The organism is Clostridium amylolyticum, from assembly GCF_900142075.1.
Lineage (GTDB): Bacteria > Bacillota > Clostridia > Clostridiales > Clostridiaceae > Clostridium_AA > Clostridium_AA amylolyticum.
On the sequence record NZ_FQZO01000002.1, the window covers coordinates 357,549 to 369,678 of the forward strand.

12 protein-coding genes are annotated in these 12,130 nt (G+C 31.5%); 6 read left to right on the forward strand and 6 right to left on the reverse strand.

Translation table 11 applies throughout. From position 1 onward, the window contains the following. Positions 1–30: 30 nt before the first annotated feature. Genes BUA82_RS06260 through BUA82_RS06270 form a run of 3 tightly spaced genes read left to right on the forward strand, consistent with a single transcriptional unit; the run spans position 31 to position 2,774 of the window. Positions 31–1,467, forward strand: a complete 1,437-nt coding sequence (locus tag BUA82_RS06260; RefSeq protein WP_073005727.1) for a sensor histidine kinase — start codon at positions 31–33, stop codon at positions 1,465–1,467. After that, on the forward strand, positions 1,467–2,096 hold the full coding sequence (locus BUA82_RS06265; RefSeq protein ID WP_073005728.1) for a hypothetical protein: 630 nt from the start codon (positions 1,467–1,469) through the stop codon (positions 2,094–2,096). Before BUA82_RS06260 ends, BUA82_RS06265 begins: the two co-directional genes overlap by 1 nt. Positions 2,097–2,120: 24 nt before the next feature. Beyond that, positions 2,121–2,774 carry a response regulator transcription factor gene (locus tag BUA82_RS06270; RefSeq protein WP_073005729.1) on the forward strand — a complete coding sequence of 218 codons (654 nt, stop codon included), beginning with the start codon at positions 2,121–2,123 and terminating at the stop codon, positions 2,772–2,774. Between the two features lie 21 nt (positions 2,775–2,795). On the opposite strand, the gene BUA82_RS06275 is transcribed toward BUA82_RS06270, so the two are convergent. The 6 genes from BUA82_RS06275 to BUA82_RS06300 form a co-directional block, all read right to left on the reverse strand. After that, on the reverse strand, positions 2,796–3,716 hold the full coding sequence (locus BUA82_RS06275) for a DUF7916 family protein (protein ID WP_073005731.1): 921 nt from the start codon (positions 3,714–3,716) through the stop codon (positions 2,796–2,798). Positions 3,717–3,920: 204 nt separating this feature from the next. After that, on the reverse strand, positions 3,921–5,294 hold the full coding sequence (locus BUA82_RS06280) for a DUF4179 domain-containing protein (protein WP_083599809.1): 1,374 nt from the start codon (positions 5,292–5,294) through the stop codon (positions 3,921–3,923). Continuing rightward, positions 5,287–5,805 carry a sigma-70 family RNA polymerase sigma factor gene (locus BUA82_RS06285; protein WP_073005733.1) on the reverse strand — a complete coding sequence of 173 codons (519 nt, stop codon included), beginning with the start codon at positions 5,803–5,805 and terminating at the stop codon, positions 5,287–5,289. The genes BUA82_RS06280 and BUA82_RS06285 overlap by 8 nt, the downstream gene beginning before the upstream one ends. A 465-nt stretch (positions 5,806–6,270) precedes the next feature. After that, the gene (locus BUA82_RS20895; RefSeq protein ID WP_073005735.1) at positions 6,271–6,489 is read right to left on the reverse strand and encodes a hypothetical protein; all 219 of its coding nucleotides are present in this window, start codon (positions 6,487–6,489) and stop codon (positions 6,271–6,273) included. A 101-nt stretch (positions 6,490–6,590) separates the two neighbouring features. After that, complete coding sequence (locus BUA82_RS06295) at positions 6,591–7,184, reverse strand: hypothetical protein (protein WP_073005737.1); 594 nt, start codon at positions 7,182–7,184, stop codon at positions 6,591–6,593. 443 nt (positions 7,185–7,627) lie between these two features. After that, the gene (locus BUA82_RS06300; protein ID WP_423230446.1) at positions 7,628–8,491 is read right to left on the reverse strand and encodes a M15 family metallopeptidase; all 864 of its coding nucleotides are present in this window, start codon (positions 8,489–8,491) and stop codon (positions 7,628–7,630) included. 254 nt (positions 8,492–8,745) lie between these two features. On the opposite strand from BUA82_RS06300, the gene BUA82_RS06305 reads away from it, so the two are divergent. The 3 genes from BUA82_RS06305 to BUA82_RS06315 are packed head-to-tail and all read left to right on the forward strand — an operon-like array spanning position 8,746 to position 12,064. Continuing rightward, entirely contained in the window at positions 8,746–9,624 is an 879-nt protein-coding gene (locus BUA82_RS06305) for an electron transfer flavoprotein subunit beta/FixA family protein (protein ID WP_073005739.1), read from the forward strand. Positions 9,625–9,639: 15 nt separating this feature from the next. Next, a complete protein-coding gene (locus BUA82_RS06310) occupies positions 9,640–10,662 on the forward strand; it encodes an electron transfer flavoprotein subunit alpha/FixB family protein (protein ID WP_073005741.1) in 1,023 nt (340 codons plus the stop codon). Positions 10,663–10,666: 4 nt separating this feature from the next. Next, positions 10,667–12,064, forward strand: coding sequence for an FAD-binding oxidoreductase (locus tag BUA82_RS06315; RefSeq protein ID WP_073005743.1), 1,398 nt, complete (start codon positions 10,667–10,669; stop codon positions 12,062–12,064). Positions 12,065–12,130: the final 66 nt, after the last annotated feature.

The window sequence follows — 12,130 nt, forward strand, 5'->3', positions numbered from 1 at the left end:
ATTTAGTACGTATAAAGTAAGGGTGAAAAGATGAAGTTTTGGAAAAGAATATTTGTATATTCCATGTTATTATTTCTTATTATATTTAATGGAGCTGGAGTGTTCATCATAGAGAATATTCACAAACGAAATTTAGATACCTTCATACAAACATCATTAAATGAACACAACTCTATGGTTGGTATCTTATATTTAAATGCAGATTCTCTTCAAAAATTTGATATAGCAGAAACTTCTTATTTAAAGAGCTGGCTAGATTTAATTATTAACAAATATATCTTCAATAATAACTTAGAATATAATATGGTAGAGGTTTATAACAATGACAACAAGGTCATTTTCTCTAATTTGAAAATAGATGTACCATCTTCTAGAACAGAAATTACAGAATCTAAAAATAATGAAAAAAGCTTTATAATTCGAAATATAGATAATAAACACTATTTGTTTATAAGTTCTAGCTTTAAGCTTCATGGCAATATTCTAAAGCTATTGATGGCTAAAGATATAGAATTTATATATAGGGAGAGAACTGAAAACTATAAACTTTTCCTATTTTTAGATGTTTTAGTGTTTACTGTTTTGGCTATAGGTATGTATCTTATTTCAAAAAATATTACTAAACCTATAGCGGAGCTCAGCGCCGTTTCTAAGGAAGTAGCTTTGGGAAACTACCAAAAACGGGTAAAGTTTAGTAAAAAGAAAGATGAATTATCTTCCTTATCAGAAAATTTTAATATCATGATTGAAGCTACGGAAAATACCATTGAAGAACTTAAAAATTTAAGTGATTCTAAACAAAGATTTATAGATAGTTTAACTCATGAACTAAAAACCCCTTTAACTTCTATTATTGGATATTCAGACTTATTGCTTAAAGGTAATGTCAGTGATGAAATAAAATATAAAGGATTAAATTACATAAATTCGGAAGCTAAAAGGTTAGAAAACTTAAGTGTTACACTTCTAAAGCTCATGTTAGTTAAAAATGACGAGATGACCTTTACCTCTATATCCTTAAAAGATTCAGTAGCAAAAGCCTGCAAGACATTAAATTACAAGTTGGAGGAAAAAAACATATCTTTAAATCTTTCTGTAAATCACTGCTATATCCTAGCTGATATTCAGCTTATTATTGTGCTTATAATAAATCTTTTAGATAATGCCATAAAGGCCTGTAAGGAAAATGGTGCTATCGAAATAAAGTCTAATCACTTAAGTTCAGGAGAATTGGTATTAACTATTAAAGATAATGGCATAGGTATTCCTAATGAGGCTTTAATTAATATAAAAGAGCCCTTTTATAGAGTGGATAAGGGTGGAGAAAGCTATAAAAGCGGTATGGGTTTAGGTCTTTCTATATGTGAAGAAGTATGCAAAATACATAAAATAAGTTTCAATATTAATAGCGAGGTTAATGAAGGTACCTTAGTTACGTTAACTTTTAGTAAGGAGGCTTGCTTATAATGAAAAAGTTTATAGTAATATTTATGATATTATTAGCAATGCTTTCTAACAGTGCTTGTACCTTTAATTTAAATCACTATGAAGATAAGCTCTACTCTGATAAAGTTTTAGATAATTATGTGGATACTGCCAAATCCTCAAATCCTAATGATTTCACCAGAGACAAAGCTATAGAAAAGGCATTGACAATGTTTAATGCTATCTTTAGTACAAATATAGATAGAAGTAAAGTTTCTGAGTTTGTAAATTTAAGCAAAAATTCTGATAATAACTTTGAATGGCTAATTATATGGGATGAACCTTATAGGAAGGAAAAATATGAGTGCAGGATAGATCCAAATGATGGGAAAGTTTTATTTATGAGTCATAGTTATAAGATTTCCCATTCTAATAAACCATTTAAAATTACAACAGAAGAGCTTGAATCACTTGCTCTTCCTTTAATTAGGGCTTTTGATATAGACCTTAATCAATATGATTTATTAGATCTTAAGAGAGGCTCTAAAAAAATCTTTCATACTCCCATAGTTTCTTTAGTTTATTTAAATAAAACAGATTCTAAAAATAAAATTATTATAGAAATTGACTATGAAAGAAAAGAAATAGTATCTTATCTATATTTATATTAATAATACTATGGGGGGGGAGTTCCAATGATTAAAATTTTAGTAGCAGAGGATGATGAAGCCATTAGAGACCTTATAGCAATAAATCTCCAAATGGTAGGGTATGAGGTAATAAAGGCTATTGACGGACAAGAAGCAAAAGAAATCATAGACAAAGAGGATTTAGATTTAATTTTATTAGATGTAACCATGCCTAAAATAGATGGTTTTAGTTTAATTCATCATATTAAAAATAAAGGGATTCCTGTAATATTTGTCACTGCTAAAGAATCTGTAATAGATAGAGTAAAAGGCCTTAGATTAGGAGCTGAGGATTATATAGTAAAGCCTTTTGAAGCTATAGAGCTTATAGCAAGAATAGAAGTAGTTTTACGTAGGTATGGATCTATTAACACTATTATAAAATTTAAAAACTTAGAAATTTGTCAAGATCAGCGTGTGGTAAAGTTGGATGGTAAACCTATAGAGCTAACTTTAAAGGAATACCACTTGCTACTTTTGTTTTTAAAGAATAAAAATATAGCTTTATCTAGAGAACAGATTCTAGAAAAGGTTTGGGGCTTTGATTATCTAGGGGAAAGCAGAACTGTGGATATACATGTGCAAAGGCTTAGAGAAAAATTGGATCTTAAAGACAATATTAGAACTATCTTCAAGGTGGGATATAGACTTGAGGATTAAAAAAGGGTGGCAGTCACCCTTTTATCTATTTATTGAAGCGGCCATTCTGCTATAGGTATGTCTTCTACCTCTTACGGCTATGCTATAAGCCAGTATATTTTCTGGGGCAGCTATGCCTAGATACCCAGCATCCCCTAGATGATGCATATCTGTACCTGTCATTTTACACATTAAAGCTATTTGTTTTATAGTATCCTCATCTGCACCTTCTTGAGATGTACCTATGGCAGTAAGGGTTAATGCTCCAAGGTTATGAGAGTAATCTACCAATTCTCTTATATATTCCATGGTAATTCCAGGTACTGTCCCAGGTGCAGGCATTAATATAACATCTGCTCCAGCTTTTACGAAGGCTTCTATATCAGCTTTGGTTATAATGTTTTGTGCTGCTTCCTTATAAGAACCTGCAGCATGCATCTTTCCTGCTATGATCATTACCTTTGAGCCCACTGCCTTTTTCATATTTTCTAAGGATTTTTCTATAGCCTTATTGGATACCCCTGTGCCAGGATTACCGGTTAAAACTATAAAGTTAATCCCCATTTGTGCAGCCTTTTCTGCATTCTCTATGGTTCCAAGCCTTCCTTTAGGTAGTTTTTCAATTTCTCCCAAGGTATCTCCTTCTTCATCCACAGGCTCTAGATTTATTCCAACTATCCTTCCTGTAAGTCTCTTTATTTCATTAATGATATCTTTTTTATCCACATGCTCATAACCATGAACCACAGGATTATCCACATCAAACACATTTAATATTATCATGTCTGCACCAAAAGCTGCTACGGTTTCCGCATTGCTAATAGGATATAACAATGGTTGTACTACTCCTACCGTCTCCGCTACTATCACCCTGCCTTCGCTGGCAGCTATAGATTCCAAAAGCTCTTCCTTATTAAACTTATTCAGTTCAGAAGAAGTTGAACTTAAAAACCTTTTTACCACTTTAATACACCTTCCTTAAAATTAATATTAACTTAGAAAAAATACATTATAATCATATTATACCTAAGATTTACCACTATCAATTAATTTAAATACATTATTTTCAGAAAATTTAACAGTAAATCTAATTAAAGGAGCATCTATATAAATAATTTACAAAATTCTATAGATACTCCTTATTTAAGTGTTAAATTACACAAAATATTATTTAACCTTTATCTTGAAATCCCCCTTAATCCAAGCAGGATAATTACTTATATTTAAATATATAGGACTTTTAATCTTGCTATCTATAGTGATATAAGAAGTTGTACTACTTACCGAAGAAGAGCTACTACTGGTGCCTCTGTGTTCTTGATAAATTTTACCATTGCTATCCTTAATTCCATTATGAAAACTGTTATAATGATTATCTTTATCCTTAGGGTCATTACTAATTACCTTATAGTCTAAAATTAATTCTTTGTCACCTTTATTTACTGAATTCAAAATAAATTTATCATCTGGTGCCTTTAAAAGCTTATTATTTTCTATATCAATTTCTACTGTGCATTTATCTTTATCTAAAGCTCTTATACTGCTTCCTTTTATATAAAGTTCTTTTGGGTCCGCAAAATAATTACTCTGAAAATATATTATTTCATTATAGTCATCAATTTTAGTTCCACTTATACCATTAATAATAGTAGATCTGTTTTCACCATTTTCATCTACTATCTCTATGTCATCAAAGCCTAAAATCTTCTTAGTATTATTCTTATCATATTCTATTTCCAATGCCATTCTAGTTGGAGTAATGGTTAAGGCCTTAAATATTATCCTCTGACCTTCTATTTCTATATTTTTATTTAAAGTATACCTTTTACTCATATCTTCAAACTTTTTCTTGTCTATATGAATTTTAAAATCCCAGGTATATGGTAGTAATTCCGCTGAGTTTTCTGAATAACCTTCTCCTTTACTTTCCTTAAGCTTTATGCTAATAAGCAGCGTTTCTGGAATTTGGCTTTTTTCATTAAAATCAATCTCTACACTTTCCTCAAGCTTTTTATATATATTCATATCCTTATTAATAAAATACGACCAACCAGAACCAGCAATAGTAGATTCATCTTCTTTTTCATCCTTGAAACTCATGTTATGCAAATTAACAAACCTATGATCACCTTTATTTTCAATGGAGTAAAAAATTATAGCTTTGGAGTTATCAATTATTATATCTTTAATGGTAAATACAATATCATCATGCTCCTGAGAAGCATTTATTTGTTCAACAAAGTTATTATCTACTGCATCCTTAATTCCCTTATCATAATTAATAAGTTTAACTATATAATTAAATCCAGGCACTTTACTTACATAGTAGGCGAAAGCCGGAGAGATGCGTATAGAGGTAATAAGCATAATAAAGGTAAATAGCGCTACTACGCTTGTATACATTCGCATCTTAGCTCTTCTTTTTTTCTTTTTTCCTAAGCTTATTCCACTTTTTATATATTCATCAATATCCGAGGATTTAAATCCTTGATTTATATTTTCCGCAACCCTCATTAGAGTTTCCTCTTCTCTATCAAACACCTTCTTCACCCCCTTTGTTTAATTGATCCCTTAACTCTTCAAGTCCTTTTTTTAACCATGTCTTTATAGTTCCTTCAGGAGCCTCTACAACCTTTGAAATGTCTGCTATGGTCATATCCTGAAAATACTTTAATATTATAACCTCTTTACATTTTGGTGATAATTTTTCTATAGCTTCTTCCACTATAAGTTTATTTAAATTATTTTTATGTTCCTCTACTACTCCATCTGATTCCATAAATATTAGCTTTTTTCTTCTTTTCTGCTCATCTATGCAATAATTAATTGCTATCCTAATAAGCCAAGTATTAAAATATTTAGGCTCTTTTAGCTTATGTAATTTAACATAGGCTCTGCAAGTAACTTCTTGTATGGCTTCCAAAACGTCCTCATGACTTTTTAAATAGCAGTAAGCAACACTATATAATTTATCCTTATTTTCTGCTATAAGCATATAAAAAGCCTCATCATCACCTTTTTGGGCGGCTTTAACCAAATCTTCAACCCTCATATAAAAAACCTCCAGTAAATAACTACAACGGATTATCTTTAATTCCCTCTTATTCTCTCCCTTCACCCATTAGACTGAAAGGTATAGTAAAAAGATTTAAAAAAATAAAAGTTTATAAATAATTTAATAGGTTCATATATTTATCATATCAAACTTACTTAACCTAAGGTGGACTTTAATTTTATTCTCTAAGGTGTGCTTTAATTTTATCCTCTAAGGTGTTTAATTAAAAATATCACTTGAAACTGTAACTGTACCATATGGTGTATTAGAATCTAAAACAGTATAGACTCTATATCTAAATGTAGTTACTCCATAGCTTGAACCATTATTAACATAGTATGGATTAATATTTATATAATCTCCATTAGTCGCGCCAATTTCTAAACATATTTTTTTACAAAAAATAACAAGGTATATCTCTTAAATAAGATATATACCTTCTTTTAACATTTATATTAATATTCAATATTTAAAACAACCTATAATGTAAACAACATATCCACAGAAAATACAAGCAACAAGGTATGATAAAAGTATAAGTACTCGTTTTGAAGCTTTCATTCCTTTATAGTTAACTTTATAATCTGTAAGAAGAAATATTAAAACACAAAGTAAAGTTAAAATTGGATATTTATCAAAAACTTCTTTGTGAAATAATCCTATATGAATTGCAATAGGCAAAACTATCCATCCAATTCCTCGAACAAAATATATAAATATCTTTTTATTACATAAAATTTTAATACTACTCATAAAGCGATTATGTTCCATATATTGTAAACTTATAGCCTTTCCAATATTAACCAGGCTGCAGGATATGTTGGTTTTAGGTTTTGAATATGTGATACTCTTACACACCAAATACTGTTTTCTAAAAGCATTATATAGGATTGCGTCCACCAATCCTCTGGCTTAACTCTTATATACTCAACTAGCCAAGTTCCTAATGCACCTACAATACCCCACGGGCTACTTAGACCTAAAGCTTTTATTATCTTTGCAACAGCAATGCTTGGTCCAAAAGTAAGAACAAGGCTTTCAAATGCACCAGGTTGAACAGACTCATATATTCTTTTTATATCAGACCTATATAAATAGTTTTGTGCAATAATTTTTCCTTCTGGAAGAGTACGAGCATTGCCACTCATCATGTTAATTTGCTCTTGTTTAAATACTGGATTCTTTAATTTTTCTTTATATTCATCAACATACTTTTTTGGTACTTGAGCAATTATAGTTTGTTTATCACTATCAGAAACAACAACATTCACAAGTGAATTTTCTGTAGAAGTACTAGCAAAAGCAGTCAATGGAAAAGAAATAGAAAATAGAACTGCCATAAGCAATGTAAGAAATTGTTTTGTTTTAATTTTCATAAAATCACCTCTTATAAATATAATATCACCATTTAATGTAATACTCACCATACAATGTAATATTTATATAAATATATGCTTATATTGAAAAAATAGACTAGGAAATATAACCTAATCCATTTCTATAATGTCAACTAAATCTTTATTAACCTTTTTCTTTTCTTCTTCTGTAAGTTCTCTTATATTGCTATTTTCATATTCATTCTTTGCTCATAAATAACACATCATATAAATATACTCTATATTGTCTTTAACCTTATAAGAATCCAATTATCCATTTAGGAGATATAGAACTTACATCACAGGAAGAAAGTAGCCTTATATGGCTTTACCGACAAGTGGTAAGTGACAAAAAGAGCTTTTAACCTTTAAGGTATAAAAGCTCTTTTCCTATGATCAAGTGATTCTTTTGAGTCATATTTAATTATTCATCTAGAGTTTTTCTAATTATTTTCCCTTAAATATTCTTCAAGAGTTAATTTATTTTTAGTGATTTTCTCACTTACCTCTATTCCAACATATCTATAGTGCCATGGCTCATAAGCATAGCCTGTGATATTTTCTTTTCCCTTTGGATATCTTAGTATGTATCCATATTTATAGGCATTGTCTTCTAGCCATTTAAAGGCTTTTGTGTTTTCAAAGCCTTCATTTAGTGATGAATAATCTGTAGATAGCATGTCCATCGCTAACCCGGTCTGATGCTCACTTGCTCCAGGTTGTGCACTGTATCTATCTGCGTGACTCTTTCCCTGTCTCTTAACATTACTGTTATAAAGGTTATTTTGAATTGCATAGCTCCTATATCCTGATACACCTAATAAGGTTATACCATCTTGCTTTGCTGCATTAAACATATCTTCTAGGGCTAGCGCTGCTTCCTTATCCATCTTTTTCACTAGGTCATCAACAGAAGATTTAAATTTAACCTTAGGTAATGTTAAATTCTTAGGTACGTAATCTTTATCTAATCTATGACTTTTATTGGCTAGTAATATATCACTAGCGCTTTTGTTATTCTGTTTATTTGTTTCCTGGTTATTATTTTGTGATTCTTTAGTAGTGCTTGTCCCATCTCTATTTTCAACACTGTTATCTTTAATATTTTTATCATCTATGATATTATTTTCTGTTTCATTATCATCTTGATATTTTTCGCTATTTGCAGAGGCTTGTCTCCCCATAAACCTTGCGTTAGTAACTACACCATTGGATTTATTAATCATTATAAATATAAATACCACTGCAACTGCTATGAATACTGTAAATAATCCTATATATTTTTTCATTGAATAAGCTCCTTTCATCAACTACTATTATACACTATAGCAACACAACCTATTACGATTAATTGTTTCAAAGGTGTAAAGTTTATTATAAACAATGAAGCAATTTTATAGTCTACTTTTAAAATTTTACTTAATAGCAATAATTATTTAATATTTTTTTAATACTTTTTATTCAATTGTTAATGAAATTTATTCTCAGTAGAGTTACAATTAATTTAAAGAATAAATTGGTCACACCAATTAATCTAATGAATTAATGGAGGAATAGTTAAATGAATGTAATGGTATGCATAAAACAAGTTCCTGATACTTCAGAAATAAATATTGATGCTGTTACTGGTGTGTTAAAAAGAAATGAAGCTAACTCTCAGATAAACCCTTATGATCTTTATGCTTTGGAAACTGCACTTAGAATAAAAGAAGAAAAGGGTGGCAAGGTTTCAGTAGTGACCTTAGGAGATAAAGGTGCAGCTCAAATAATTAAAGAAGCTTATATGATGGGGGTAGATGAAGGATTTTTAATATCTCATAAGGCTTTTAATGGTTCTGATCTCTATGCCACTGCCCTGATACTTTCTCAAGTTATAAGTAGTTTTAGTAATTTGGATTTAATAATATTAGGTAAAAAATCCACAGACAGTGGTACGGGGCATCTCTCTTCAGAGCTAGCAGAACTTATGGGTTTTACTGATACATCTAATGTGAGGCGTATAGTAAATATTGAAGATTCTTTTATCATAGTAGAATCGGACATGGGAGATGCCTTAGGTACCCTAGAAATTAAAACTCCCTGCGTGTTAAGTGTAGAAGAAGATATCTTTGAACCCAGACTGCTTTCTTTTAGAAAAAGATTAGAGTCTAAAGACAAAGCTATTAAGGTAATAAGCCTTGAAGATCTTGAAAATACTGATGAAAATTTCTATGGTCTAAAGGGCTCTCCTACTCATATTAGAACTCTTTTTTCTTCTAAAGACTCTACTCTTAAGGAGAAGGAAGCCAGCGAAAAGAAAATTGCTGATAAAGGTTCTCCCATTAATCTTCAAAGAGTCTTTCCTGAGGGCGTAGCACCTGAAAAGGAAGTTTGGACAGGCGCTTCCCTGGAATTAGCTGAAAGCATATACAGTAAATTAAAAGATCTAAAATATATATAAAGGGGGGATGCTAACATGGAAAGATTATTAAATGACAAAGTAAAGGATAAAGATTCTTGGAAAGGTATAACTGTAATAGTGGATCATATAGATGGAAAGATAAACCCCATAACCTTTGAACTTCTAGGAAAAGCTAAGGAACTAGCTGAAAAATCTAACTCTTCCTTATATGCTGTTTTTATGGGACATAATATAAAAAATTCCTCCATGGAACTTTTGCATTATGGAGTGGAAGAGATTTTTATCTATGAAGATTCGGAGCTTAAATATTTTAGGTCAGAACCCTATACCTCCTGCCTTGAGGATTTTATTAATAAAGTTAAACCCTCAGTAATACTTTCTGCTTCTACCGTTAATGGAAAGGTTTTAGCCTCAAGAATTGCGGCAAGATTTAAAACTGGCCTAGCAGCAGATTGTACTACTTTAGACATTGATGAATCTAGCGAATTATTACAAATTAGACCAACTTACGGCGGTAGTATAATGGCAGAGATAATTACAGCAAATACAAGACCTCAAATAGCTACAGTAAAACCTCAAATTTTCTCCATGCCACAAAGAAATGAAATTCCTAATGGTAAAGTCACTAGCTGTAATCCCCCTGCTTTAACCTCAGGGATAAATATATTAGAAGTATCTAAAAAGTATAAGGAAATAGGTATATCAGAAGCTGAAATACTAGTAGCTGTGGGTAGAGGAGTTAGAACTCAAAGAGATATGAGAATGGCTGTGGAACTAGCTGAAGCCTTAGGAGCTGAGCTAGCTGTTACTAGGCCTTTAACTGAAATGGGCTGGGCAGATACCAGCAGGCAAATAGGGGTTAGCGGAAAAATAGTTAAACCTAAACTCATAATAACCCTTGGTATATCCGGAGCCATACAATTTACCATAGGCATGAATAAAGCTGAGTATATCATTGCTGTGAATACTGATGAAAAAGCACCTATATTCAAGCTTGCTCACTACGGTATAGTGGGTGACATATATGAAGTGGTACCACATCTTATAAAACTTATTAAGGGACAAGAGGAGGTGTAAATATATGGATTACAAAAAGATAGATAATAAGGATATAGAATATATACTCTCAATAATTCAGGATAAACAAAGAGTGTTTCATGGAGAAAATATAAATGAAGATTATAGCCACGATGAACTAAGTGCTACTAAAAAAATGCCTGAGGTTGTGATTCAAGTTCTAACCACGGAAGAAATATCAAAAATAATGAAATATGCCCATGAAAATAAGATACCCGTAACCCCTAGAGGTGCAGGTACAGGCTTGGTAGGGTCAGCCGTACCTATCTATGGTGGAATACTTCTTGATACTACAAAAATGAATAAAATACTAGAGGTGGACACAGAAAACCTTACCTTAACCGTAGAGCCAGGGGTTCTACTTCTGGATATAGGTAAGTATGTGGAAAAACTTAATTTGTTTTACCCTCCAGACCCTGGGGAGAAAACCGCTACCATAGGAGGAAATATAAGTACCAATGCAGGCGGTATGAGAGCTGTAAAGTATGGTGTTACTAGAGATTATGTAAGAGGGCTGGAAGTGGTTTTGCCTACAGGAGAAATCATAGAGCTGGGGGGTAAAATAGTTAAAAATAGCTCTGGCTATGCTCTTAAAGATCTTATGGTGGGGTCTGAAGGGACTTTAGGTATAGTTACAAAAGCCATACTAAAGCTTCTTCCTCTACCTAAAAAGGTCATGAGCCTTTTAATACCTTTTCCTAACTTAGATATGGCTATCAGCACAGTACCTGAAATAATAAAGTCTAAATCCATTCCTACTGCCATAGAATTTATGCAGCGTGAAGTAATTGTGGCAGCAGAAAAATTTTTGGGCAAGAAATTTCCCGATAACAGTTCTGATGCCTATCTGTTACTAAAGTTTGATGGTAACACCATAGAAGAAATAGAAAAAGACTATGAAGATGTAGCCAAGCTTTGTTTAGAAAAAGGTGCTTTTGATGTATATATTTCCAACATTAAACAAAGAGAAGAAGCCATTTGGAGTGCTAGGGGAGTATTTCTAGAAGCCATAAAAGCAGACACCTCGGAAATGGATGAGGTGGACGTAGTTGTCCCAAGAAATAAGGTAGCTGACTTTATAAAATATGTACATGAATTAGAAGAAAAGCATAGCATAAGGCTAAGAAGCTTCGGACATGCTGGTGATGGAAACCTCCATGTATATATATTAAAGGATGAATTAACTGAAGATGTATGGCAAAGGAAACTGGAAGAAGTAATGGAAGACATGTATAAAAAACAAAGAGAACTCAGAGGGCAAGTATCTGGAGAACACGGAATAGGACTTGCTAAAAAGCCCTACCTTAATCAGTCCCTAAGCCCTACTACCTTAAACCTTATGAGAGGAATAAAATCCACCTTTGACCCTAATAACATATTGAATCCTGGGAAGATATTTTAAAAGTACTATTATAAATCTAAAGTAATTAGAAGGTATGAGATTTCGAAATTATCCATACCTTCTATT

Excerpts from the sequence above, each read along its gene's own strand:
- BUA82_RS06260 (WP_073005727.1), top strand. The coding sequence starts at position 31 with ATGAAGTTTTGGAAAAGAATATTTGTATATTCCATGTTATTATTTCTT.
- BUA82_RS06265 (WP_073005728.1), top strand. The coding sequence starts at position 1,467 with ATGAAAAAGTTTATAGTAATATTTATGATATTATTAGCAATGCTTTCT.
- BUA82_RS06270 (WP_073005729.1), top strand. The coding sequence starts at position 2,121 with ATGATTAAAATTTTAGTAGCAGAGGATGATGAAGCCATTAGAGACCTT.
- BUA82_RS06285 (WP_073005733.1), bottom strand. The coding sequence starts at position 5,805 with ATGAGGGTTGAAGATTTGGTTAAAGCCGCCCAAAAAGGTGATGATGAG.
- BUA82_RS06295 (WP_073005737.1), bottom strand. The coding sequence starts at position 7,184 with ATGAAAATTAAAACAAAACAATTTCTTACATTGCTTATGGCAGTTCTA.
- BUA82_RS06300 (WP_423230446.1), bottom strand. The coding sequence starts at position 8,491 with ATGAAAGGAGCTTATTCAATGAAAAAATATATAGGATTATTTACAGTA.
- BUA82_RS06305 (WP_073005739.1), top strand. The coding sequence starts at position 8,746 with ATGAATGTAATGGTATGCATAAAACAAGTTCCTGATACTTCAGAAATA.
- BUA82_RS06310 (WP_073005741.1), top strand. The coding sequence starts at position 9,640 with ATGGAAAGATTATTAAATGACAAAGTAAAGGATAAAGATTCTTGGAAA.
- BUA82_RS06315 (WP_073005743.1), top strand. The coding sequence starts at position 10,667 with ATGGATTACAAAAAGATAGATAATAAGGATATAGAATATATACTCTCA.